Source organism: Bradyrhizobium sp. MOS002, from assembly GCF_003020115.1.
Lineage (GTDB): Bacteria > Pseudomonadota > Alphaproteobacteria > Rhizobiales > Xanthobacteraceae > Bradyrhizobium.
Window position 1 is genome coordinate 855,208 of the sequence record NZ_PYFX01000002.1, and the last position, 23,405, is coordinate 878,612.

Below are 23,405 nucleotides of genomic sequence, written 5' to 3' on the forward strand. Positions count from 1 at the left end.
AATGCCGACAATGTCAGAAAAACCTGCGACGAAATGACGAATGCAGGGACGGCAGCCATGGCTGCCGAGGGGCGGTAGCTGGATCGCCGCTCGCGAGACTCAAGACGGCGATCCAGGGCGAGCTAGGGGAACCGTCCATTCGCAAGCGCCAGCGCAGATCCAACCGCGTTCGCGAGAATTTCCTCCGACAATTGCCTGTCGCTCACCGCGCGCGACAATTGCAGCGCGCCGACCATGGTCGCGTAGACCGAAATGGCGCGTCGCCGACGCTCCGCCGCGGGGCATTCCGGCATCCGCGCCGCCATCAGCGCGATGATCTCGGACGTCTTTTCGGTGAAGGCATCGCGCGTCGCCTTGGGATGTCGCGCGATTTCGGCGACGAGTGCTGCGGTCGGGCAACCGGCGCCCGCGCGGTCGCGATGGCGGGGGGAGAGATAGTCGCGGATCGTTGCCTCGAGCGCGACGTCGCTTGCAAGATTGTCCTTGTGCCTCTGCTCGCGCTGCTCCAGGGCGTCGATCAGCACCGCGCGCACCAGATCCTCCTTGGAGGCGAAATGCGTGTAGAAGGCGCCGTTGGTCAGGCCCGCCTCCGCCATGATGCCGGCGAGGCCGACCGCGGCGATACCGCTCTCGCGGAACTGCGAAGAGGCGACGTCGATGATGTGCCGCCGCGTCGTGTCCCTGTGTCCCTTGTCGTAGCGCGCCAATCCCGCCTCCTGCGTGATCTGGCCACAAAATCGTGAGGCCGATCCCCATTGCATTACGGTCATAATAATACATTATGAGCATAATACAATGGGCGGCCGATCGGCGGCGGCCCTCCAAGTCCCCGGGGATCGAACCCATGTCAGTCGAGGATGCGGCCGCGCCGGCCTTGTCCGCCACGCAGATCGTGGCTCGCACCGCCGCTCCGCTCCGCCAAGTGTCGGCATCAACACCAGGGGCGGCCGAGCAGCGGCGCGCGGCGCTGCTGACGGCGCCGATCCTGCCGACGCTGCTCAGGCTCGCGCTGCCGACCGTGACCGTCCTGGTGGCGCAAACCGCGGTCAACATCGCGGAAGCCTATTATGTCGGCTTTCTCGGCACCGATGCGCTGGCTGGCGCCGCGCTGGTGTTCCCGATCTTCATGCTGATGACCATGATGTCGAATGGCGGGTTCGGCAGCGGCGTTGCATCCTCGGTTGCGCGCGCGGTCGGTGCCGGTCGACGCGACGATGCCGAGGCTGCGTTGTTTCACGCCGTGGTGCTCGCGATCATGGCCGGCGGCGTGTTCACGCTCGGCGTCATCGTCGGCGGTCCGCATCTATATCGCGCCCTCGGCGGCGCGGGCGACGCGCTTGCAGCGGCGACCACCTATTCAAACTACCTTTTCGCCGGCGCTATCCCGGTGTGGATCGTCAATCTCCAGGCGGCGGCGCTGCGCGGCGCGGGCAATGTCAAGGTACCCGCGCTGGTGACGTTGGTCGGCGCGATCGTGACGATTCCGGTGTCGCCGGCGCTGATCTTCGGTCTGGGACCGATCCCGCGGCTCGGCATCGGCGGCGCGGGCATCGCCTTCGGCCTCTATTACGGCGCGGCGATGCTGTTCCTGCTGCGCTACATGTCGTCGGGAGGGTCCGGTCTGCGGCTGCACATCGTGCCCCTGCGAACAAGAATCTTCGGCGACATGCTCAAGGTCGGCATCCCCACCGCCTTCAATGCGGTGCTGACCAACCTCACCGTCATCCTCGTCACCGGCGCGGTCGGCCTGTTCGGCACCTCAGCGCTTGCCGGCTACGGCATCGCCTCGCGGCTCGACTACATCATGATCCCGCTGCTGTTCGGCATCAGCACGGCGACGCTGACCATGGTCGGCGTCAACATGGGCGCGGGGCAGACGGCGCGGGCTCGGAAAATCGGCTGGGTCAGCGGCATCGTCGGCATGATCATGACCGGCACGATCGGCCTTTTGGTGGCGATTTTTCCGACGGCGTGGCTGAATCTGTTCAGCCACGATCCAGAGGTGGTGAAGGAAGGCGTGACCTACCTTCGCATCGTCGCTCCCGCCTATGCAGCGCTCGGCTTCGGCTTCGTCACCTCCTTTGCGGTGCAAGGCACCGGCCGCGCCATGGGGCCACTGGCGTCGTCCGTCGCGCGTATCCTGATCGCAGCCGGCGGTGGCTGGATCGCGGTGGTGAGTTTTGGCGCAGGCATGGCCGGCCTCGCCGCCATGGTCGCGGTGGGGATGTTCGCCTATGCCGCGATCTGCGCCTTGATCATGCTGTCTCCGGCGACCTGGCGTTCGGAGTAATTGCGCTCAGAGTACACGGGCTCACTGGAGGCCGGCCACGCCGACCGCCAGCGCTGACAGCAGCAGCAAATTGCTCAGCAATTTGAGCGGCGTGTTCGGATGCGCCAGCCAGCGCGAGACTTTTTCCGAGAACGACAGCGTCGGATCGGCGAACAGCGGCTCGAAGCTTTGCCTGAAGAAATACGGAAATCTCGGCCCGAGCCATGGCGTTACCAGCGCGTGGAAGGTCGATACCATCGCGATGAAGATGGCGGCGCCAAAGGGCTCGCCGACGAATTCGGTCGCGTTGATCAGCTTCATCACCAGCGCGACGCCGGAATAGAACGGCACGCCCTGGAGCAGGACATAGAGCGCAAAGCATTCGAGGCGGTTCCAGCCTGCGAGCTTCGGAGCGGCGAGAATGGTCATGGCTGATGTCCTGGCTGTTCTTGCCGCCAATCTCGCTCGCCGCGTGCCGTTTCGCCGTGATGCGCCTCACGCTTGCGCAGGTGCATTCGTTCCCCACATGCGGTCGAACGGAGAAGCGTCGTCCGCACTGGCCAGCCAATATGGATTTCAATTTCATTGATTTCGCCCTTCGGAGAAGCGAATACGGTTCCAATCATTGCTGAGTCATGGAGACCAAGATGTCGTTTCGCCTCCCCCTGATCCTCGCGACCGTGCTCGCCGCCTGGTCGGCCGCCGCTTCAGGCGAGACCATCAAGATCGGCGTGACGCCGGGGCCGCATGCCCAGATCTTCGAGGCCGTAAAGCCGATCGCCGCCAAGCAGGGTCTCGACATCCAGCTCATCGAATTCTCCGACTACGTCGTGCCGAACGCCGCGCTCGATGCCGGCGAGATCCAGGCCAATTCGTTCCAGAACCAGCCTTATCTGGACAACCAGAAGGCGGACCGTGGCTACAAGATCGAAGCCGTCGGCCTGACCGTGAATTTCCCGATCGGCGTCTACTCCAAGAAGCACAAGGCCTTCGCCGACATCCCCGAGGGCGGCAAGGTCTCGATCCCGAACGATCCGACCAATGGCGGCCGGGTGTTGCTGCTCTTGCGCGACAAGGGCGCGATCAAGCTGAAGGACGGCACGGGCTTCAAGCCGACAGTGCTTGATATCACCGAGAATCCCAAGAAGCTGAAGTTCATCGAGGTCGACGCAGCGCAGGCGCCGCGCGCGCTCGACGATGTCGACGCCGCCGCGATCAACACCAATTATGCAACCCAGGCGGGCCTCGATCCCGTCAAGGATCCGATCCTGCGCGAGGACCCGAAGGGTCCCTATGTCAATCTCATCGCCATTCGCACGGTCGACAAGGACAAGCCCTGGGTCAAGATCCTCGTGGACAGCTACCACACCGCGGAGGTCAAGGAGTTCGTCCTGACCAAGTTCAAGGGCGCGGTGCTGCCGAGCTGGTAGGCAGTCTGCCCAGCCAAAGTTCAGCTCAGGGCGATCCCGGCGGGCAGCCTTGCGTACGAGCCCTGCGCAATGCCCGCTTGTCTGGAGCTGCGGCAACCGACATCATCGGGGCCCATCCTCGCTCGACAGGGGTCGTATGAAACGCTTAGCAAACCTGAAACGCCTGGGGTTTTTCACACGGCTTCTCGACGAGGCCCCGCCCGCCGACCGATATCGCTTCGCGGCGGAGCAGATCGTGCGCGCCGAGACGGCGGGCCTCGATTCCGCGTGGATTGCGCAGCACCATTTCCACGAACGCGAGGGCGGCCTGCCGTCGCCCTTCACCTTCCTCGGTTACGTCGCAGCCCAAACCTCGCGCATCCGGCTCGGCACCGGCATCGTCACCTTGCCGCTTGAGAATGCGGTGCGGGTGGCGGAAGACGCCGCGGTGCTCGATCTGCTCTGCAACGGTCGCTTCGAGCTCGGCGTCGGCACCGGCGGCAATCCCTCGGCGTTTGCCGCCTTCGGCCTCGACAGCGCCCAGCGCAACGAGATCTTTGCGCGCAATCTGGAGGTCGTCCGCACGGCGCTGGTGGGGAAGCCGCTCGACGGTGGTGACACGCTCTATCCGCAGCGGCCGCAATTGGACAACCGGATCTGGCAGGCGACATTCTCTGTGGCGGGCGGCGCGCGTGCCGGCAAGGCGGGCGATGGCCTGTTGCTGTCGCGCACCCAGCCTCGGACCAAGGAGGCGCCGAAGGCAACGCTGGCTGAGATTCAGAATCCGGTGATCGATGCCTATCTCGAAGCGCTGCCGCCGGGACGGGAGCCCCGCATCATGGCCTCGCGCACCATCTTCGTCGCCGACGACCGCACCGAGGCGATGCGCCTTGCCGATATCGGGCTGCGGCGCGCGCTCCCGCAATTCCTCAAGGGCGGCCACGCCAAGCCGGGCGAGACGCTCGAGGAGATGATCGCGGCGTTCGACACCCATGTCGGCGCGGCCGACGACGTCATCGCCTCGCTGCGCGCCGACGCCACGCTGGAGCGGGTGACCGATTTGGTCTTCCAGGCGCATTCGGTCGATGCCCCGCATCCCCACATCCTGCGCTCGATCGAGCTGGTTGCCGAGAAGGTCGCGCCGGCGCTGGGCTGGGCGCGGACAGCGCCGGATGTGGCGCTGGCGGGATAGTCGGAATGAACGGAATCGCGTTGCACGAGGCTGCAAGAGGCTGAATGATGGCTACGAAAGATATCATCGACACGCTCGCCGGGATCGAACCGGGTTCGTCCCTCGACGCCATTCGCGCGCGCCGCCTGCAGGCGCGCGACAACGCGCAGAAGAGCTATCTCTCGCTGTTCGAGCCGATCGATGCCGGCGATGTCTCGCTGGTGGAGCGCGCCGCGGTCGCGCTCTTCGTGATCGGCCTTCACCGCGAGCCCACGATGGCCGGCTTCTATCGGGCGAAGCTCGCAGCGACCGCCGATGGCGCGCGCCTGGTCGAAGCGGTCGACGTCGAAATCGCGCGCGGCGAGACCTCTGGCCCCTACGGTGCGTTTCCGGCCGGCCCCCTGTCGGTCGAGAACAAGGCCGGCCTGATCTATCGCGTCAGTGCGGAGCGCAAGCCAGATCTCGGGGACCGGCTCGTTGCGGCGTTCGAGCATGCGCATCTGCTGGTGTTCCGCCCGCGCGATGCGGCCGCGGCCGACATGAAGGCACTGCTGGCCGCCGGCTGGTCGAACACCGGCATCGTCACGTTCTCTCAGCTGGTCGCGTTCTTGTCGTTTCAGGTTCGCGTCGTCACCGGACTGCGCGTGCTCGGTGCCTCGCTTGGGCGCACCGCGAACGCCGCGGCTGGCGCGTAAGGAGGCTGCATCATGAGCGCTGCAAGCAATGTCAATCCGCCCGTCGTCTTCACCCAGGATGAACTGGGCTGGGTGTCGTGGATCGATCCGCTGCCCGAAGCCGAGCTGACCGAGCGGCATTTCGCCGGCCTGGTCGATCGCTCCCGTTCCAAGTCCGAGTATTTCCGCCTGCTGGTGCGCGATCCCGAGGTGCTGGAAGCCCGCACCAAGACCGACAAGGACATCTTCTACAACGTCGCCGACGGCCTGCCGCGCGCCGAGCGCGAGCTCGCGGCGGCTGCGACCTCGCGTTACAACGGCTGCATCTACTGCGCCTCCGTGCATGCGCGTTTCGCCAGCACTTATTCCAAGCGCCGCGACGATGTGCAGCGGCTGCTCGACGAGGGCGTCGGCGCCGATCTCGGCGAGCGCTGGAATGCGGTCGTCAAGGCCTCGGTGGCGCTGGCTGCGACGCCGATCGCGTTCGGCCCCGACAATGTCGATGAGCTGCGCCGCGCCGGTCTCGACGATGCGGAGATCGTCGACGTCATCAACGGCGCGTCGTTCTTCAACTGGGCGAACCGGCTGATGCTGTCGCTCGGCGAGCCTTCGAAATAGCCAATCTCACCGGCATGGAAATTGCTGGTTGTTTCAACACCTGACAGGATGGAGCCGTCCATGAGCAACATCGATCGTCGTACCCTGGTCAAGGGCTCGCTGGCCGCCATGATGGCGGGAGCGGCCTTCTCGCGCGCCGCCTTCGCGCAATCGTCCGAACCGATTTTGCTGGGCGTCAGCGGTCCGCTGACCGGGCCGAACGCACAGTATGGCACGCAGTGGAAACAGGGCTTCGATCTCGCGCTCGACGAGATCCAGGCAGCGGGCGGCGTCAACGGCCGCAAGCTCGCCTATAGTTTCGAAGACAGCCAGAGCGACCCGCGCCAGTCGGTGGCGATTGCCCAGAAGTTCGTCTCCGATCCAAGGATCGTCATGGAGCTCGGCGATTTCTCCAGTCCCGCCTCGATGGCGGCCTCGCCGATCTATCAGCGCGGCGGGCTGGTGCAGTTCGGCTTCACCAACTCGCATCCCGATTTCACCAAGGGCGGCGACTTCATGTGGAGCACCTCGGTCAGCCAGGCCGACGAGCAGCCGCTGCTGGCGGCCTATGCCGTGAAACGTCTCGGCCTGAAGAAGCTCGCCGTGCTGCACCTCAACACCGATTGGGGCCGCACCAGCCGCGACTATTTCGTCAAAGCCGCGAAGGAGCACGGCGCCGAAATCGCCGTTACCGAAGGCTACATCGCGGAGGAGCGCGACTTCCGCTCCACGCTGGTGCGCGTCCGCGACGCCAATCCGGACGGGCTGATCCTGATCTCCTATTATTCCGACGGTGCACTGATCGCGCGCCAGGCGCGCCAGGTCGGGCTGAAGCAGGTGATCTGCGCCGCGAGCTCGGTCTACTCGCCGAAATTCCTGGAGCTCGGCGGCGAGGCCGTCGAGGACGTCCATGTCGGCACGCGCTACTTCCCGGAAGACCCCCGTCCCGAGGTGCAGACGTTCATCGCGGGCTTCAAGAAGAAATACAACGGGGTTGAGCCCGACGCATTCAACGCCTACGCCTATGACGCGATGAACATGGCAGCCGCCGTCGTCAAGATCGGCGGCGCCGACCGGCGCGCGATCCGCGACGCCTTTACTAAAGTGAAGGACGTCTCCAGCGTGATCTTCGGCAAAGCGACGTTCGACGTCGAGAGCCGCCGCGTCAAGGGCGCCATGAACGCCGAGCTCGTCGTGCGCAAGGGCCAGTTCGCGCTCTGGGACGGCAAGCCGACCTGAGGGGATCTCCTGCGTGTCTTCCTGGCTCGACTACACGATCAACGGGCTGATCGTCGGTAACGTCTACGCCCTCGTTGCAGTCGGGCTCGCGCTGATCTTCGGCGTCAGCCGGCTGATCAACTTTGCGCAAGGGTCGATCTACCTCGTCGGCGCCTATATCGGCTGGGTCGCGGTGGTGCAGCTGCATACGCCGCTGCCGCTCACCATCATCGTGGTCGCGGTGGCGGCGGCGCTGGTGGGCCTGATCATCGAGCGGTTCGGCCTGCGTCCGTTGCAGAACTCGGTGCGCATCGCACCGTTGCTGGCGACCATCGGCATCAGCTTCGTGCTCGATCAGCTCGTGATGCTGACCTTCTCGCCCAATCCGCGCGCGCTGCCGAGCCAGTTGCCGGATGTTCGATTCCAAATCGGCGGCGGCACGATCGGACCGCTCGATCTCTTGATCGCTGGCGTCGGCATCACCAGCGCGCTGCTGCTGTTCGTGTTCTTGCGTTACAGCAAGCTCGGCTGGGCCATCCGTGCCACGGCCCAGGACCGCGACGCCGCGATGCAGATGGGCGTCGACGTCAATCGCGTCAATCAGGCTGTGTTTGGCATTGCGGCTGCGCTCGGCGGCGTCTCCGGCCTGCTGGTCGGCATGTACTACAACCAGATCGACACCGCGATGAGCCTGCAGGCGACGCTCAAGGGCGTCGTCGCCGAAGTCGTCGGCGGTGCCGGCAATGTGCCAGGCGCGGTGATCGGCAGCCTGCTGCTCGGACTGGTCGAGAGCTACGGCGTCGCCGTGTTCGGCACCAGCTACCGCAATCTGTTCGCATTCCTGCTGCTGGTCGTGGTGCTCGTGCTGCGCCCGAACGGCCTGTTCGCCAGCGCACGGCAGGCGCCGCCCGAGCCGCTCACCGGCACGTTCATCGCGCCGAGCCGCCCGGTGCGCATTCCGCGCTGGGCGCTGCTGGTCGCTACCGGCATCTTCGCGATCCTGCCGCTGTTGCCGGTGTCGTTCTACGTGCTCCAGACCCTGATCAACGCCTGGCTGCTCGGCATGCTCGCGCTGAGCCTCACCCTGGTTGCAGGCACGATCGGCCAGGTCTCGCTGGGGCACGCCGCGCTGCTCGCGATCGGCGCCTACACCTCCGCGCTGCTGTCGCTCACCTTCGCCGTCCCGGTCGGCCTTGCCATCATCGGCGGCGGCCTGATGAGTGCCGCGCTCGGCACGGCCCTGATCTCGCCGTCGTTCCGGCTGCGCGGGCACTATGTGTCGATCGCGACGCTCGCGATCGGCGAGATCGTCTCGCTGGTGATCCTGAACTGGGAGAGCGTCACCCGCGGTCCGATCGGCATCTCCGGCATCCCGCCGCTGTCGCTGGCTGGCTATGAGCTGGTCAGCCCGATTTCGATCTACTGCTTCAGCTTCATCGTGATGGTCGTGCTGGCGCTGCTGCAGGGACGCCTGCTCGGCTCACATCTCGGCCGCAGCTTTCGCGCCATCCGCGACGACGACATCGCCGCGCGCGCCTATGGGCTCAGCCTGAATCGCTACAAATCGCTGGCCTTCATCTTCGGCGGCTTCGCCGCCGGCGTCAGCGGCGGCATCGCCGCGCATCTCTATTCCTACATCAACCACGAGACCTTCAACACGCAGCAATCGATCCTGGCGCTGACCGTGGTGATCCTCGGCGGCCTCGGCAATGTCGTCGGCGCCATCGTCGGGGCGGTTGCGCTGGTCGGGCTGCCGGAAGTGTTCCGGATTGCGGCGGAGTATCGCATCCTGATCTACGGCATCGTGCTGCTGCTGCTGGTGCGCTTCAGGCCGCAGGGCCTGCTGGGGACGATGTGATGAGCACGACCATGCTCTCCCTGCACGCGCTGACGCGACGTTTCGGCGGCCTCACCGCCGTCGACGCCATCGATCTCGATCTCGCCAAGGGCGAGCTGATCAGTATCATCGGCCCGAACGGGGCGGGCAAGACGACGCTGTTCAATCTCGTGACCGGGCTTGACCGGCCGGACGCCGGGACGGTTCGCTTCGAGGGACTGGACATCACGGGTCTCTCGCCGGAGCGGCTCGCCGCCGAAGGCATCGCGCGCACGTTCCAGCTCGGCCGCGTCTTCGGCAATCTCAGCGTCATGGACAACGTGTTGATCGGCGCCCACACGCGGCTGCGTGCGGTCAAGCCGGCCGTGCCGGTGATCGGCCCGCTGCTGGAACTGGGGTTGGCGCTGCTGCGGCCCGCCAGTGTCAAGGCTGAGGAGGAACGGCTGCGCGAGGAGGTGAAGGTCATTCTCGCGCGCTTCGGCGAGCGGCTGCTGCCGCGCATCGATCAGCCGGCCTACAGTCTCTCTTACGCCAACCGGCGCCGCGTCGAGATCGCGCGTGCGCTCGCGCTGAGGCCGCGCCTGCTGCTGCTGGACGAGCCGACCGCCGGCATGAACCCGACCGAAACCACGGAGATGCAGGGTCTCGTCGCCGAGTTGAAGGCCGAAGGGCTGACGATCTTGCTGATCGAGCACAAGCTCGAAATGGTGATGCGCCTCTCCGATCGCGTCATCGTCATGGACGAGGGCAAGAAAATCGCGGAAGGCCCGGGCGAAGCCGTGCGCGGCGATCCCAAGGTGATCGAGGCCTATCTCGGCCACGGCCTGACGACGAAGCAGGAGAGCGCGGCATGACGAACTCGCCTCCCGATGCGCTGCTCGCGCTCACGAACGTCAATACCTTCTACGGCCAGGCTCAGGTGCATTTCGACCTGTCGATATCAGTTCCGCGCGGCCACATCGTCTGTTTGCTCGGCGGCAACGCCAGCGGCAAATCGACGACGATGAAGATCATTTTGGGCCTGGTGAAGCCGCGTTCCGGTGACGTGACTTTCGACGGCGCCTCGCTGCTGGGCTTGACCACGCCGCAGATCGTCCGCCGCGGCATCGCCTCGGTGCCGGAGGCGCGGCGCCTGTTCGCGGACATGACCGTGCGCGAGAACATCCTGATGGGTGCGTTCGTGCGCGACGACCGCGAGGCGATCGCGCAGGATCTCGACAAGATGCTCACGCTGTTCCCAAAGCTCGGCCAGCGGCTGTCGCAGCGCGCCGGCTCGCTCTCCGGCGGCGAGCAGCAGATGGTCGCGATGGCGCGCGCGCTGATGAGCCGTCCCAGGATGATCGTGATGGACGAGCCCACCATGGGCCTGTCGCCGCTCTATGTCGACCGCGTGCTGGAGCTGATCCGCACCATCAACCGGGAGGGCGTCTCGGTCTTCATGGTCGAGCAGAACGCCAGCCTCGCGCTCGAGATCGCGCACGAGGCCTATGTGCTCCAGACCGGCAAGATCGTTCTGTCCGGCTCCGCCCGCGCGCTGAAGGACGATCCGCGCATCCGCGACGCCTATCTCGGCGGCTCCGAGGCGGCGTAGCGCCATCATGGCCTGCATGGTTCGAGACGCCCGCTTGCGCGGGCTCCTCACCATGAGGATTGGGCATTTCGCTGCGAAACAAGACCTCATCCTGAGGAGCCCGCGCAGCGGGCGTCTCGAAGGATGGCGACAAGCATTCCTGCAAAGCGGCTCTCCTGAATTGCATTGGTCAGTATGACCATCTTATGAAAAGATCATACTGTCGGCGCGATCGGCGTGCAGTGGACGGAATGGTTGTCGTGACGAAATTATCTTTGCGGGCGGTCGAGCCCGGAATGGTGCTGCTGTTCGGCGGACTGATCGCGGCCAACATCGCGGCGTGGGCCTGGGCGTTCGCGGCGTTCGGTGACCGGCCGACAGTGATGGCGACCGCGCTGCTCGCCTGGGTGTTCGGCCTGCGCCACGCCGTTGATGCCGACCACATCGCCGCCATCGACAATGTCGTGCGCAAGCAGATGCAGGCAGGCGGCGCGCCGCGCAGCGTCGGTCTCTATTTCGCGCTCGGCCATTCCACGATCGTCGTGGTCGCGACCATGCTGCTCGCGCTTGGCGTCGTGAGCCTCGGTGGCGACAGCGTGCTCAAGGAGATCGGTGGCTTCATCGGCACGTCGGTCTCGGCGCTGTTCCTGCTGGTGATTGCGGCCATCAATCTCGTCATCTTCGCCGGCCTGTGGCGGACGTTTCGCGCGGCACGGGAGCAGGGGATCCACGACGCGGAGGGCCTGGATGCCTTGCTTGCCAAGCGCGGCCTCCTGGCGCGCCTGCTCGGCCCGATGTTCCGCCTGGTGACAAAACCCTGGCACATGTATCCGCTCGGCTTCCTGTTCGGGCTTGGCTTCGACACCGCAACCGAAATCGGCCTGCTCAGCATCTCCGCCGGCGAAGCCGCGCGCGGGGCGTCGTTCGCCGACGTCCTGGTCTTCCCCGCGCTGTTTGCATCGGGCATGGCGCTGGTCGATACCGCCGACTCGGCCCTGATGGTGAGCGCCTATCGCTGGGCCTTCGTCGATCCGCTGCGAAAGCTCTGGTACAACCTCACGATAACAGGGGCTTCCGTGGCGGTGGCGCTGTTGATCGGCGGCATCGAGGCGCTCGGGCTGATCGCTGACCGGCTCAACCTGTCCGGCGGCGTTTGGGCGCTGGTCGATGCGCTCAACGATTCGCTCGCCAATGTCGGCTTCGCCGTGATCGCGCTGTTCGCGATCGCATGGCTCGTTTCCGTCGTGCTCTATCGGCGCATGTTTGCGCTCGACCGCGTGGCCACGTCAAAAGTGCTCGAATGCGCCGATGCCACCGAGGCGATCTGAGCGCGGCCGACGCTGCGGCGCGCTGACGGCATTTTCGGCGTTGGCGCTGCTCGCAGATAGCGGCGACGCCTTCGCGCAGAACGCAGGCCCCTCGCGCGAGCTGCCGCCGGTCCAGGTCAGCGGCGGCGAGACCAAACCTCACAAGAAGCCGGCCGCAGCGCGACGCGCCGGCAAACCGGTCCAGTCCAACGGCCGCATCATTGTTGATCCGACAGCGGCGCGAGCGGCGGATGTGAGCGGTATCGCCTCCGGCGCCAAGTGCCCGCCCAGCATGGCAAGCGAGATCACGTTCTCCGGCGGGGACATCAACGCGCGCCCTTTCACCAGGCCGGGCGAGGCGCTCGAAGCCGTGCCGGGGCTGATCGTGACCCAGCATTCCGGCGAGGGCAAAGCCAACCAGTATTTTCTGCGCGGCTACAATCTCGACCACGGCACCGATCTCGCCATCACCGTCGACGGCGTCCCGGTCAACATGCGCACCCATGCGCATGGCCAGGGCTATGCGGACCTGAACTGGCTGATCCCGGAAACCATTGCCGCGATTGACGTGCGCAAGGGGCCGTATTTCGCTGGCGAGGGCGATTTCGCCTCGGTCGGCAGCGTCCACATCGGCCTGATCGACCACACCAAGGGTCTCGCCCAGGTAACCGCCGGCAGCTTTGGTTATCGCCGCCTGCTCGGCATGGACTCGGCGAAGGTCGGGGACGGCTCGCTGCTCGTCGCCGGTGAGATCGGCACCTACAACGGCCCGTGGGACAATCCGGACAATGTCCGCAAGCTCAACGGCCTCGTGCGCTACAGCCGGGGCACCGCGACGGATGGCGTGTCCGTCACCGGCATGGCCTATGCGAACAAATGGAATTCGACCGATCAAGTGCCGCAGCGCGCGATCGCGAACGGCCTGCTCGACCGGTTCGGCTCGGAAGATCCAAGCGACGGCGGCAACACCAACCGCTTCGCGCTCTCGGCCCGGGTGGCGCAGAGTGACGATGTGGGATCGTGGAAAGCCAACGCCTATGTCGTGAAGAGCCAGCTCGACCTCTTCAACAACTTCACCTATTTCCTTGGCGATCCCGTGCTCGGCGATCAGTTCCACCAGCACGACGACCGCCTGATGGTAGGCGCGAACATCTCGCGCACGCTGAACGGCTCGTTTGCGGGGCTGCCGATGCAGACCACCATCGGCCTGCAATCACGCCATGATTCGATCGATCTGGCGCTGACCAACAATTTTCGACGCGGCTTCGTCTCCAACGTCCGCAGCGACAAGGTCGGCGAAGGGAGTGCCGGTGTTTTTGCCGAGAACACCGTACGCTGGACCGACTGGATGAGGACCACTGTGGGCTTTCGCGGCGATTACTACGCCACTGACGTCACATCCCTGTTCAACCAAAACAATTCCGGTCGCGCCGATGCCGCGCTCGGCAGCCCGAAATTCAGGATAGTGCTCGGTCCGTTCAACGAGACCGAATTCTTCCTCGGCGCTGGCTACGGCATGCACTCGAACGACGCCCGCGGCGCGACCACGACCGAAGACCCGAGCGATCCCGCCACAAGACTAACGCCGTCGCCGCTGCTGGTGCGGACCAGAGGCGCGGAGGTCGGCGTTCGCAGCAGGGTCGTTCCCGGCCTCGACACCTCGCTCAGCCTCTTCATCCTCGACCAGGATTCCGAGATCCTGTTTTCCGGCGATGCCGGCGACACCTCGGCGACCCGCGCCAGCCGTCGCTACGGTTTCGAGTGGACCAATCATTACCGCCCGCGATCATGGATCGATATCGACGCCGATCTTGCGATGACACACGCGCGCTTCCGCGGATATGACAGCAACCAGGCCGAGGTCTACGCCTCGCTCGCCGGCTATCCGGAGGCGCAGGCCGGCAACGCGCCCGGCAACTACATTCCGAATGCGCCCGCAATGGTGGCCTCGGCCGGCATCACGCTCGGCGAGAGGACGGGTTGGTTCGGGGGCTTGCGCTGGCGCTATCTGGCGTCAAGCCCACTGACGGAAGACAATGCGTTCCGCTCGTCTGGGACCAGCATCTTCAACGGACGCCTCGGCTATCGCATCGACAATGGCTGGCGTCTTCAGCTCGACGTGCTCAATCTCTTCAACACGCAGGCGAACCAGATCACCTACGCCTACGGGTCGCTGCTGAAAACCGACACACTCTACACCCTCTGCACATCAGGCACCGCGCCCGCCGCGGTCTGCCAGAACGGCGTGATGGATACCGTGCTGCACCCGGTCGAGCCGCTGACGTTCCGCGTGACTGTGGCGGGAGCGTTCTAGGCCGGCGCCGCGCTCGCGGCCTGCTCCGCCGGCAGATCGTCGGCATTGGGGTCGCCCGGCGCGGTGGCCCAGGCCAATTCCACCAGCGTCACGAATCTGCGGCCGGCGCCGTCGAGCTGGCAGACGATCAGGCCCTGCTCCTCCATGTAGCCGAGCAGGCGCTGCGCCCGGCGCAGCGAATGCGAACCGTAGGCGCGGGCGATCGCGGCGTCGCCGGGACACGGCCAGCCTTCTTTGGCCGCGCGCGCGATCATCATGAACACGCCCTGCATGTCGTCGGGCAGGATCGAGGCGCGAAGCGAAACGTCCTGCCAGGCGTCGTCCTCGGCATGCTCGGCGCCGAGCCCGGCGCGTGCGCGTGTCAGCATGCGGCGGAATTCGGTGAGGTCGGGCACCGCCGAGCCGAGGCCTTCGATGCGGCAGCGGACCACGAACTCCTGGTAGAGCACGCCGACCGCGCGGAAGCCGGCATCGGGCGCGGCGAGCACGGCACGAAGGGTCCGATCCACGCGCTCGCGCCGCTCCGCGAGCTCCTCGGCACTGATCGGGACCTCGATCATGTCGGGGCCGATCTCCGGTGCCGCAGCCTTCGCGGCGCGGAGCTGCTCGAGCAGATCAGGCGCGGGCCGGCGCTGCGGCCGGCTGGCATCGGGCGGCGGCGCGGCCAGGATCACGGCGCGCATATTTTCGAGGGCGGCTTCAGGCATCGGCATCAGCCGCGGCGTGGAATTGCGCGGCTGGGTTTCGGTCGCGCCGATGTTCAAACGCAGCGGCCGGCGTGACAGCGCGGGGCCGAGCGCCATGAATTGTCCGCGTTCGAGATCGCGAAAGGATTCAGCCTGCCGCCGCTCCATGCCGAGCAGGTCGGCGGCGCGCGCCATGTCGATGTCGAGGAAGGTGCGGCCCATCAGGAAGTTGGACGCTTCGGCCGCGACGTTCTTGGCGAGCTTTGCCAGCCGCTGGGTCGCGATGATCCCGGCAAGCCCGCGCTTGCGGCCGCGGCACATCAGGTTGGTCATCGCGCCGAGCGAAAGCTTGCGCGCTTCGTCCGAGACTTCGCCCGCGACTGCAGGCGCGAACAGCTGCGCCTCGTCCACCACCACCAGCATCGGGTACCAATGGTCCCGGTCCACGTCGAACAGTCCGCCGAGGAAGGCCGCGGCGCGCCGCATCTGGTTCTCGGCGTCGAGCCCTTCGAGATTGAGCACGGTGGAGACGCGATGCAGCCGCGCGCGCTCGCCGGCAACCTGAAGGCCGCGTTCGGTGTGATCCTCGGCCTCGATCACGAGATGGCCGAAATGCTCCGCCAGCGAGACGAAATCGCCTTCGGGATCGATGATGGCCTGTTGCACCCAGGGCGCGCTCTGCTCCAGCAGTCGCCGCAGCAGATGTGATTTGCCGGAGCCCGAATTGCCCTGCACCAGGAGGCGGGTCGCCAGCAGTTCCTCGAGGTCCATGGCCGCCGCGGCGCCCGCCGTGGTCTGCCCCATCTCGATCGCAACCGTCATGCCCGACTCAAGTCCCATCATTCGCGGACAGGGACTTAACAACCCGGCCGCGGCGCGTCGAGCACCATGGCGAAAATCATGCGTTGTTGCCCACGGCGGAGTTCAGGCGTGATTCGATTGCCGTAGAAGTGCGGGCCGATAGGGCGCTTGCGGATCGTCGTCCTCATTCGAGGGAATGGCGCAGGAGCCGAATTCCTGCCTGATCCGCTCGATCTCGGCGATGCGCTCATGCAGCCGCTGCAAATGCTCTGGGGATTTCGCCCGCCAGAATCGGAAGGTGTCCGCGGTGAGCGGCAGGAACGCGGTGCCGAACAGCGTCGGCTCGGGAACGACGGTGCGCCCGAGCAGCAGGAACCGGTCGGCGCCGGAGACGACGAGGGTCGCGTAGCCGCGGTTTCCGATTCGGCTGATCCCGTTCAGCGACCATTCGGCGAGCTTGCTGAAATAGGTCTCCTCGCGCCAGCGATCGGGGCAATGATCATCGACCGTTACGTTCACGGCGTCCTGGCTGAAATGCACGATGATGCCCGACTTCGCCGGAAACCAGTCGTCGTCGAGATGGCCTTGCAGCCAGGCGCAGACGAATGAACGGCACATCTGGGGACGGCGCTCGTAGATGGTGCAACCCGTGCCCGTCTGCCAATGCTTGCACAGCTGGTTCACCGGCTTGTCGACGGCGGCCACTTCGAGGATGTCGCAGCAGGCATTGCACGAGCCGCATTGTCGGGCCGGCTGGGCTGTCCTCGTCGAGCCGGTTCCGCGAAAACCCTGGCCGTCGCGGACCAGCAGCCTCTGCTTCTCCAGTGCGTTCAACGCACGCTCGATTCTGAGACGGGACAGTCCGGTGGCGTCGATCACGCCCTTCATCGTCGTCGCGCCTGCCTCTACTGCGCGGACGACGCTCAGCATCGCCTGGTCCATGACTTCTTTGTCTGCAATTGTTCTTGTCTGGATTCCGAACGCAGGGGACTGCAAACCGGGTCTGGAACCCGGAAAAGACAGCTGACTTGCAAAGCTATCTTGCTCAGGCCCTACCCGCGAGACAAGACGGCGAGCCTGCCGCGTGCGCATGCGGCGTTTGCGCAAATGAAGGATCTCGCCCGAAGCATGCGACCTCGTTCGAGCGCACGCGGACAAGGATTTTGCGCGCTTTGGTTCTGTTCGAGCGCAAATGCCGCATTTTCACGCTGCGCCACGTCGAGACATGACGGGCAGCATGGCTCCGTGTCATTCAGGCGGGATAGTTGCGGTGAAAGCGGGAGGGAACTGAAAGCGACACGATCGCGTGATCGACGAGTCGCGATGATGCCTGTTGAGTTTGCATCACACCGGGAACAGTGCCGCGCGAGATGGTTTGCGGGTAGGGCATGGTGACAGCCCCGGGCGCAACGCTCAGCCCCGGTGTCCCGGGAGCGTGAGCGCCGACGCGTTCGATGGCGATGGAAGCGTCCGTTACAGCGCGCCCGATCCGCCCTGCACGATCTTCTCGTTGAGCTTCAGGTCCACGGTCTCGACCGTGCGGTCGATCTCTGCATTGGGCGCGCCGAGCTGATGCGAGATCAGCTTGACCAGCAGATCGACGCGCTCGATGAAGGGCGCGCCGCCGGCCACCGCGCGTGCGGCCGATGACGGCTTCAGCAGGCTCTCGGCGGCCTTGGCGTATTTCGCGAACGGCACCTGGTCCTGCGGATCGGCGCCGAGCCGCCGGGCGATGGCGTCGACATGCTCGTAAATCGTCTGCGAACGCGCGAGATCACCGTGCACGGCGTCGCGGATCGACTGCGGCTCGTGCGGCGTGATGCAGCGGTAGTTGCCGGTCAGCAGCATCGACCATTTCGCCAGCGGCACGAACAGAGAATCGAACACTTTCAGCTTCACCGGCACGTCGTGGCCGTCGAGCGTCACTGCGTCGATGTCGGCTTCGAGCTCGCGCAGCACCTTGTTGTGCTTCTCGTCGGCGAACACGGATGCCTTGAAATTCGTGGGCAGGCCGACGTGAAGCACGTTCGCAGCCTCTTCCGGCGGACGGAACGCCTGCGGGTCGGGCGAGCACAGGGTTACGAGCCCGGGCTCGAAGCGCTCCCACACCTGCGCATTCGTGTAGGCCTCCTCGAGATCCATGTCTGCGAGCGAGGGGATCCGCTTCAGATAGGGCAGCGGCGGCATGTTCATGATCGACAGGCACGGCAGCTTCGCCGCGGCGATCCTGACCATGAGAACGCGCACCGTGTGGTTGGTGTATTGCGGCTCCTGCATCGCAAGGCCGACCATGTCGTAACGGGACAAGTCCACATTGGCCGGCGTCACGGCGTCGAGCTTGCCGGGCAGGTCGCGCGAGAAGATGGCGCGGTGAACCGCCTCGTCGCGCAACTTGATGCGCACCTCGGTCCCCTCGCGGTTGATCAGCTCCGCGGTCTTGGTGCGGCAGACCAGGGTCACGTTGTGCCCCGCCATCAGCAGCTTCGTGCCCAGCAGGGAGCCGTAGGAAGCCCCGAGAATCAGGATGTTACGCGCCATGTCTCGTCCCTTTGACAATTTGTATGATTTTTGAGCCCCGGCCGTCATCCGCGGGCGAGTTTGGCGGGCATGTAAGGCAAAGTGCGTGGGGATGGCAACTGGGATAATGGATACAAGGGCCGGATGGCTTGGCAGGCGGTCCGGCGTGTTGCTTGGCGCCGAAAGCGAGAGAACGCCTAAACCGGCGACCGGTTCTGCAGGTGCATGAGTTGCTCAAATAACTGGCTTACCGAAGTAAGGAATGTTGTACGTCTCGATCGCCCGGGCTCACGCAGAACGCGATCCTACCTGGTCTCGTCGCGCGCGCCGGGTGCGGAGAGCGACTTCGAGGATTTTGTCGCGCGGGTTTTCCTGCGACGTCGATCGCCGGAAAGCCCCGTGGCGAAGGCCGTCGGCATCATAAACCGGCAATACGGCGCATCCCTTGTCGCCATCATGATTGGTGTCACGCCGGATCGGCGTCATAAGGAATTCATGATGGAAGCCGACACAGGCCCTGCGCTTTCCGCCATCAAACGGAATCCAATTTTTAGTCGTCCGTCGCAACAAAAAACTGCAAACGCGGGACGGCAAAAAATGGCAGAATGGCGCGGGGGCCTAAACTGTGTATCAGCAACGGAGCTGAGGCGTGACGATTGAGTTGGAGTCGGCGTGAGAGTTGCTTTGAAACCGGTTCGTTCGGACTGTAGTCCGTCTGGTCCAGTGCCCCCGCCCGCGAAGGGAAAACGGAACGATCAGCGGGACGGCAGACGCAAGCGCGATCACGCACGCGTGAGGTCGCATCAAGCAGTCATGCAGGGCGGGGCGCTGACAGCGCTGCGCCTGGTCCAGGCAATCGCCGACGCGCCGTTAGGGGACTGACATGGATGGTGATCATTGGTCTCGCTGCTCGCGCGACGGCGCGGGCGGAAATCTGGCTCGCTTGCGCAGTCGCGCGTCGGAGTTTTTCGAGAACCTGTCCGTCACGGAACTTGCGCGTGAGGCGCACAGGCATCTGTGGGTTTCAGAGTGGTCGAGGATTGCTGACGACTACCGGATCTTCGCCGAATCCGCGCGGGACGATGGCTCCGTCTGGATTTCACGCGAGGCGTGGCTGTGCTCGCTGACAGCCCTCGAAATCGCGCGAAGTCTATCTTGGCCGGAAGATTTCGCGGGCCTCGACCTCGTAGACAAGGCCGGGATCGGCCTGAGAGGCTTTGAGGATGACGCCGGTCAGGTGATCGAGCGCGTGACGATCGATGGCTTCGATCAAGAGGCGTTGACGGGTCTCTTTTTGCCCGCGTGTCGTCGTGAGGCCGGCGCACCCGCACTCATCTGCGTCGGTGACGACGAGGGCTTTTTGGCCTCGATGATGAGCCGGTTGTGGCCGGCCGCACTCTGCCGGAATATGTCGCTCCTGCTCGTCGATGCTGGCGCTTCAGCTGCTCGTCGCTCCTTCAAGCCGGAGCACCTCCTGCAGTGCTGGCTGGACTATCTGGAGGCCCGGCCGGACGTCGATGGACAGCGGATTTCGGTCTACGGCGAAGGGATGTGCGCCAGCAATGCCTCCCACCTCGCCTTATATGATCGCAGGATAGCTGCCGCGGTGTGCGATGGCGGCCTGTTGACGTCGGTCAAGCGGCGTGCGTCGGTTCACTGGATGACCGGCGTCGAGCAGACGGTCCGTGACGCGGCCTCGAAAGGCTCGCTGCTGCCGTCGCGTCACATCGCTTGCCCGCTGCTCATGGTCGTCGGGAGCCGCTCGATGATGCGGGAAGCGGAGGCTCTCGAGCTGCAGGCTGGTTATCGGCACGCCGGAGCCGATTGCTCGATCGTCGTGCCAAACCGGATCCCGTACCCTTTGGGTGAGGTCGAGAATTTCATCGCCGTGGACGATTTCATCTTCCAGTGGCTGGACAGCAAACTCGGAACGGCCGGTCGGATCAATCCCGTAACTTACCTCTAGGCGTGACAGACGCGCACTCCACTCTGGACATCACGAGGATCAGGAAGCGTCGATCGCCAGCAATCGTGCGGCCAACCGGGCATTCTTGGCAATCGTTGCGAGCGCGGCATTCAGATCGGCCAAGGTCTTCTCGTCGAGCTCGTTGAACATGGTCGAGTTCAAGGCGAGCTTTCTCTTCGACAGTTTTTCGATCTCCGTCGTTGCTTTCGCGGTCAGCGACATCAGGACGTAGCGTGCGTCGTCTGCTGCCGGCCGTCGCGATAGGAAGCCGCCCTTTTCGAGGGCCTTGGTCTGGTTGGTCACGAAGGCCGGGTGGACCCGCAGCTTGTTCGCGATGTCGATCCCGGCGACACCTCGCCCCTCGTCCAGTTCAGTGATGGCCATCAGGATCAGCCACTGCGGCTCGGTAATGCCCAGCAGTCCGGCCCAGCTAGTGTGGATGTCCTCCAGCTGGGAATGAATTTCGACGACGTTCCAAATGAAATCCGTAATCGCCCTGTCGAGTTTCTTCTCGATCATGTGGCTCCCCCCCGCGTTTATCTTATGGCCCATCTTTAATGGGATATTTGGGAGGCGTCTCGAACTTCGCGCACCGACGATAGTGCTAGATGCCGCATGGTGGAAATCGCCGCGGCATTTATTGCTTGCAAAAAACAATTAAGTAAATTACGTCGTATGGCACTCAATTCTGCTGCTCTTGACCTCGTGTCGATGGACAGCGATGTGAGACCTCCAAGAAGCCCTCGGGATGCCCCCTGAGGGCTTTTCTTGCTTTTCCCGCAGATTTTTAGCTCCAAGGCCGCCGCTGTTGCTCGCAAGCCACATCGCGTTCGGAACTTGCGATTCACCAAAGCAATAAATTGAGACAGTTGTTTTTATAAACTATATGTGAAGCCACGACGGAGGGGGGGCACCTCACTGTCGTTTCAGTCCGGACCTTCGTGCGGATCTGAATTGAACGAAATTAAGAGGGTAAAGCGGCGTCCACCGAGGACCCGAGCCCCCTGAACCGACCTGGAGGTTTACTAATGAAGTTGACGAAGACACTCTTTCTCGGCTCGGCTGCCGGCCTGATGGCCGCCTCCGGGGCGTTCGCTGCCGATCTTCCCGTGAAGGCCAAGGCGGTCGAATACGTGAAGATCTGCTCGCTGTACGGCGCCGGTTTCTACTACATCCCGGGCACCGACACCTGCATCAAGCTCGGCGGTTACATGCGCGCTGACGCTAACTTCAACACCAACTCGGATTTCAATCCGAACCAGAGCGGTACTGCCGGTGCTCGCAACCGCCTGATGAACTACTACACCTTCCGTGCTCGTGAAGACCTGAACATCGACACGCGCACCGCGACCGAGTACGGCGTGGTCCGCACCTTCTTCGACGGCGTCTTCACCTGGACCAGCGGCAACTACACCCCGACTGGGTCGGCAACGGGCGCAACCCAATACAGTGGTACGCTCGGTCTCAACGCTGCGGGCACCGCCCTCGTCGGTTCGGGCAGCGGCAACGTCAACGGCACCGACGGCAACACCTCGGCCGGTGCGCTCGGCGTGTACTACGCCTTCATTCAGTTCGCCGGCTTCACGATGGGTAAGGCCGTGTCGCAGTTCGACGCGCCCTGGACCAACTATCCCGGCAACATCACCGACAATCTCGTCGGCGGCAGCGGCACGGTCACTGGTGTCAACCAGTTCACCTACACCGCCGACTTCGGTCAGGGCATCACGGCAGCGTTCTCCGCTGAAGACGTCTCGGCCTACTACCAGGCCGGCAACCTCAACATGACCGGCGCGACCGCTGGCGGCATGATCGGCGGCTCGTACGGCACCAACGCCATCGGCGGCACTCGTTCGCCGAACCTCGTCGGTATGGTCCGTGTCGACCAGGCCTGGGGTCTGTTCCAGGCGTCGGTGGCCGCGCATGACAACCACGTTGGTTACTACGGCGCGACCGAGCCGACTGGCCACCCCGACGACAAATGGGGTTGGGCGGTTCAGCTCGCTCTGTCGATCAAGAACATCCCGACCGGCGCGGGTGACACGATCAACATCCAGGGCGTCTACACCGACGGTGCGACCCGCTACAACTTCCAGAATCTGTCGGGCAGCTCCTATGCGCTGTACGGCAATTCGGGCGCTGCTGGCACCTACGGCAGCGTCGGCTTTGCCAACGCTCCCGACACGGTGTTCGTGACCGGCAGTTCGCAGGAAACCGTCAAGACTTGGGGCTTCCGCGGCGCTTACACCCACAACTGGGATCCCAACTGGAACTCCGCGCTCTACGGTGCCTACGCTCAGGCCCAGTTCGGCACGCTGGCCAAGACCACCCTCTGCGGTGCTGGCGGCGGCGGCGGTGTGTTTGGCGGCCTGGCGGGTGTGACGGGTTGCAACCCGGACTTCGCGATCGGCCAGCTGGGTGTCGTCACCCGATGGACCCCGGTCAAGAACCTGACGTTCTCGGCTGACGTCTCCTGGACCCACCTCGACCAGAAGTACTCCGGAACGGTTGGCCTCGTCCCGAACGTCGTGACCGCCAAGCCGGCCGCTGTCTACGAGCTGAAGGATCAGGACTCGATCGCCATGATCCTCCGCGCTCAGCGCAACTGGTAAGATCTGTCGAAACACATGAACGAACACCCGGCGGGAAACCGCCGGGTGTTTTTTATTGCGCAAGGCAGATGATGTAAGGCGGGAATCCCCGAAGCCCGGTGCCCGGATGAGCGCAAGTGCAATCCGGGGCCGCTCCGCCCGGCATTCGGCACCGTCCCGGATTACGCTTGCGCTCCATCCGGGCTACGGGACCACGCCTGTGTCGCGCCTCTGTCAATCCGCTGCCACAAAAATATTCCGCTTTACCGAAATTCGGAAACGGCGTATGTGTCGCCCATCCCGGCTCATCCTTGAGGGGCGATCTTGTGGTCGTCACGTTCGCGAGCCGGGCTTGCGGTGGACGCGGCAGCGTTCGGGTGCGAGAGGTGTGGGCAGGGCGGATTGCTCTCCGTGAGCCCAAGGCTTCGTTCCGACGAGCGGCGCTGCTAGGCTTCGTCTCGTCTGTAAGTTTCCGGCTCCG

At 64.7% G+C, this 23,405-nt stretch carries 20 protein-coding genes; 14 read left to right on the forward strand and 6 right to left on the reverse strand.

Annotated features, from left to right (window positions below):
* Positions 1-122: 122 nt before the first annotated feature.
* Positions 123-707, reverse strand: coding sequence for a TetR/AcrR family transcriptional regulator (locus C7G41_RS08725; RefSeq protein WP_106942133.1), 585 nt, complete (start codon positions 705-707; stop codon positions 123-125).
* A gap of 137 nt (positions 708-844) precedes the next feature.
* On the opposite strand from C7G41_RS08725, the gene C7G41_RS08730 reads away from it, so the two are divergent.
* Positions 845-2,290, forward strand: coding sequence for an MATE family efflux transporter (locus C7G41_RS08730; protein ID WP_199198257.1), 1,446 nt, complete (start codon positions 845-847; stop codon positions 2,288-2,290).
* A 21-nt stretch (positions 2,291-2,311) separates the two neighbouring features.
* Here C7G41_RS08730 and C7G41_RS08735 read toward each other — a convergent pair whose 3' ends face one another.
* Positions 2,312-2,698, reverse strand: coding sequence for a hypothetical protein (locus C7G41_RS08735; protein ID WP_106942135.1), 387 nt, complete (start codon positions 2,696-2,698; stop codon positions 2,312-2,314).
* Positions 2,699-2,904: 206 nt separating this feature from the next.
* On the opposite strand from C7G41_RS08735, the gene C7G41_RS08745 reads away from it, so the two are divergent.
* The 10 genes from C7G41_RS08745 to C7G41_RS08790 all read left to right on the forward strand — a co-directional run bounded on the left by C7G41_RS08745 (position 2,905) and on the right by C7G41_RS08790 (position 14,366).
* Positions 2,905-3,699 carry a MetQ/NlpA family ABC transporter substrate-binding protein gene (locus C7G41_RS08745; protein WP_106942137.1) on the forward strand — a complete coding sequence of 265 codons (795 nt, stop codon included), beginning with the start codon at positions 2,905-2,907 and terminating at the stop codon, positions 3,697-3,699.
* A 136-nt stretch (positions 3,700-3,835) separates the two neighbouring features.
* Entirely contained in the window at positions 3,836-4,870 is a 1,035-nt protein-coding gene (locus tag C7G41_RS08750; protein ID WP_106942138.1) for a putative FMN-dependent luciferase-like monooxygenase, read from the forward strand.
* Positions 4,871-4,917: 47 nt separating this feature from the next.
* Positions 4,918-5,544 carry a CMD domain protein gene (locus C7G41_RS08755; protein WP_199198265.1) on the forward strand — a complete coding sequence of 209 codons (627 nt, stop codon included), beginning with the start codon at positions 4,918-4,920 and terminating at the stop codon, positions 5,542-5,544.
* Between the two features lie 12 nt (positions 5,545-5,556).
* On the forward strand, positions 5,557-6,141 hold the full coding sequence (locus C7G41_RS08760) for an alkylhydroperoxidase domain protein (RefSeq protein ID WP_106942140.1): 585 nt from the start codon (positions 5,557-5,559) through the stop codon (positions 6,139-6,141).
* 60 nt (positions 6,142-6,201) lie between these two features.
* Positions 6,202-7,359, forward strand: a complete 1,158-nt coding sequence (locus C7G41_RS08765; RefSeq protein ID WP_106942207.1) for an ABC transporter substrate-binding protein — start codon at positions 6,202-6,204, stop codon at positions 7,357-7,359.
* A gap of 13 nt (positions 7,360-7,372) precedes the next feature.
* Complete coding sequence (locus tag C7G41_RS08770) at positions 7,373-9,196, forward strand: ABC transporter permease (RefSeq protein ID WP_106942141.1); 1,824 nt, start codon at positions 7,373-7,375, stop codon at positions 9,194-9,196.
* Complete coding sequence (locus C7G41_RS08775; protein WP_106942142.1) at positions 9,196-10,029, forward strand: ABC transporter ATP-binding protein; 834 nt, start codon at positions 9,196-9,198, stop codon at positions 10,027-10,029. The genes C7G41_RS08770 and C7G41_RS08775 overlap by 1 nt, the downstream gene beginning before the upstream one ends.
* Positions 10,026-10,766, forward strand: a complete 741-nt coding sequence (locus tag C7G41_RS08780) for an ABC transporter ATP-binding protein (RefSeq protein WP_106942143.1) — start codon at positions 10,026-10,028, stop codon at positions 10,764-10,766. The genes C7G41_RS08775 and C7G41_RS08780 overlap by 4 nt, the downstream gene beginning before the upstream one ends.
* A gap of 275 nt (positions 10,767-11,041) precedes the next feature.
* Positions 11,042-12,073, forward strand: a complete 1,032-nt coding sequence (locus tag C7G41_RS08785; protein ID WP_106942144.1) for a HoxN/HupN/NixA family nickel/cobalt transporter — start codon at positions 11,042-11,044, stop codon at positions 12,071-12,073.
* Positions 12,054-14,366, forward strand: a complete 2,313-nt coding sequence (locus C7G41_RS08790; RefSeq protein WP_106942145.1) for a TonB-dependent receptor — start codon at positions 12,054-12,056, stop codon at positions 14,364-14,366. The genes C7G41_RS08785 and C7G41_RS08790 overlap by 20 nt, the downstream gene beginning before the upstream one ends.
* Here the strand turns inward: C7G41_RS08790 and C7G41_RS08795 are convergent.
* From C7G41_RS08795 to C7G41_RS08805, 3 genes are all read right to left on the reverse strand, one after another.
* Complete coding sequence (locus tag C7G41_RS08795) at positions 14,363-15,874, reverse strand: ATP-binding protein (protein WP_106942146.1); 1,512 nt, start codon at positions 15,872-15,874, stop codon at positions 14,363-14,365. The genes C7G41_RS08790 and C7G41_RS08795 overlap by 4 nt on opposite strands.
* Before the next feature lie 102 nt (positions 15,875-15,976).
* Complete coding sequence (locus tag C7G41_RS08800; protein ID WP_106942147.1) at positions 15,977-16,795, reverse strand: YkgJ family cysteine cluster protein; 819 nt, start codon at positions 16,793-16,795, stop codon at positions 15,977-15,979.
* A 531-nt stretch (positions 16,796-17,326) separates the two neighbouring features.
* The gene (locus C7G41_RS08805; protein ID WP_106942148.1) at positions 17,327-18,391 is read right to left on the reverse strand and encodes a ketopantoate reductase family protein; all 1,065 of its coding nucleotides are present in this window, start codon (positions 18,389-18,391) and stop codon (positions 17,327-17,329) included.
* 378 nt (positions 18,392-18,769) lie between these two features.
* On the opposite strand from C7G41_RS08805, the gene C7G41_RS36910 reads away from it, so the two are divergent.
* On the forward strand, positions 18,770-19,030 hold the full coding sequence (locus C7G41_RS36910) for a hypothetical protein (RefSeq protein WP_146159755.1): 261 nt from the start codon (positions 18,770-18,772) through the stop codon (positions 19,028-19,030).
* 223 nt (positions 19,031-19,253) lie between these two features.
* Positions 19,254-20,336 (forward strand): alpha/beta hydrolase, encoded by a 1,083-nt coding sequence (locus C7G41_RS08810; RefSeq protein ID WP_106942149.1) that lies wholly within the window; start codon positions 19,254-19,256, stop codon positions 20,334-20,336.
* A gap of 39 nt (positions 20,337-20,375) precedes the next feature.
* Here the strand turns inward: C7G41_RS08810 and C7G41_RS08815 are convergent, their stop codons facing one another.
* The gene (locus C7G41_RS08815; RefSeq protein WP_106942150.1) at positions 20,376-20,855 is read right to left on the reverse strand and encodes a MarR family winged helix-turn-helix transcriptional regulator; all 480 of its coding nucleotides are present in this window, start codon (positions 20,853-20,855) and stop codon (positions 20,376-20,378) included.
* Positions 20,856-21,364: 509 nt separating this feature from the next.
* Between C7G41_RS08815 and C7G41_RS08820 the strand changes: the two genes are divergently transcribed.
* Positions 21,365-22,945: a porin gene (locus C7G41_RS08820; protein WP_106942151.1), complete on the forward strand. Its 1,581-nt coding sequence runs from the start codon at positions 21,365-21,367 to the stop codon at positions 22,943-22,945.
* Positions 22,946-23,405 lie beyond the last annotated feature (460 nt).

What these genes read in the sequence shown, in the direction of transcription:
- C7G41_RS08815 (WP_106942150.1), bottom strand. Translation starts at nt 20,855, where the DNA reads ATGATCGAGAAGAAACTCGACAGGGCGATTACGGATTTCATTTGGAAC.
- C7G41_RS08790 (WP_106942145.1), top strand. Translation starts at nt 12,054, where the DNA reads ATGCCACCGAGGCGATCTGAGCGCGGCCGACGCTGCGGCGCGCTGACG.
- C7G41_RS08795 (WP_106942146.1), bottom strand. Translation starts at nt 15,874, where the DNA reads ATGACGGTTGCGATCGAGATGGGGCAGACCACGGCGGGCGCCGCGGCG.
- C7G41_RS08805 (WP_106942148.1), bottom strand. Translation starts at nt 18,391, where the DNA reads ATGGCGCGTAACATCCTGATTCTCGGGGCTTCCTACGGCTCCCTGCTG.
- C7G41_RS08745 (WP_106942137.1), top strand. Translation starts at nt 2,905, where the DNA reads ATGGAGACCAAGATGTCGTTTCGCCTCCCCCTGATCCTCGCGACCGTG.
- C7G41_RS08810 (WP_106942149.1), top strand. Translation starts at nt 19,254, where the DNA reads ATGGATGGTGATCATTGGTCTCGCTGCTCGCGCGACGGCGCGGGCGGA.
- C7G41_RS08765 (WP_106942207.1), top strand. Translation starts at nt 6,202, where the DNA reads ATGAGCAACATCGATCGTCGTACCCTGGTCAAGGGCTCGCTGGCCGCC.
- C7G41_RS08730 (WP_199198257.1), top strand. Translation starts at nt 845, where the DNA reads ATGTCAGTCGAGGATGCGGCCGCGCCGGCCTTGTCCGCCACGCAGATC.
- C7G41_RS08760 (WP_106942140.1), top strand. Translation starts at nt 5,557, where the DNA reads ATGAGCGCTGCAAGCAATGTCAATCCGCCCGTCGTCTTCACCCAGGAT.
- C7G41_RS08775 (WP_106942142.1), top strand. Translation starts at nt 9,196, where the DNA reads ATGAGCACGACCATGCTCTCCCTGCACGCGCTGACGCGACGTTTCGGC.
- C7G41_RS08750 (WP_106942138.1), top strand. Translation starts at nt 3,836, where the DNA reads ATGAAACGCTTAGCAAACCTGAAACGCCTGGGGTTTTTCACACGGCTT.
- C7G41_RS08785 (WP_106942144.1), top strand. Translation starts at nt 11,042, where the DNA reads ATGGTGCTGCTGTTCGGCGGACTGATCGCGGCCAACATCGCGGCGTGG.
- C7G41_RS08800 (WP_106942147.1), bottom strand. Translation starts at nt 16,795, where the DNA reads ATGGACCAGGCGATGCTGAGCGTCGTCCGCGCAGTAGAGGCAGGCGCG.
- C7G41_RS08780 (WP_106942143.1), top strand. Translation starts at nt 10,026, where the DNA reads ATGACGAACTCGCCTCCCGATGCGCTGCTCGCGCTCACGAACGTCAAT.
- C7G41_RS08820 (WP_106942151.1), top strand. Translation starts at nt 21,365, where the DNA reads ATGAAGTTGACGAAGACACTCTTTCTCGGCTCGGCTGCCGGCCTGATG.
- C7G41_RS08735 (WP_106942135.1), bottom strand. Translation starts at nt 2,698, where the DNA reads ATGACCATTCTCGCCGCTCCGAAGCTCGCAGGCTGGAACCGCCTCGAA.
- C7G41_RS08755 (WP_199198265.1), top strand. Translation starts at nt 4,918, where the DNA reads ATGGCTACGAAAGATATCATCGACACGCTCGCCGGGATCGAACCGGGT.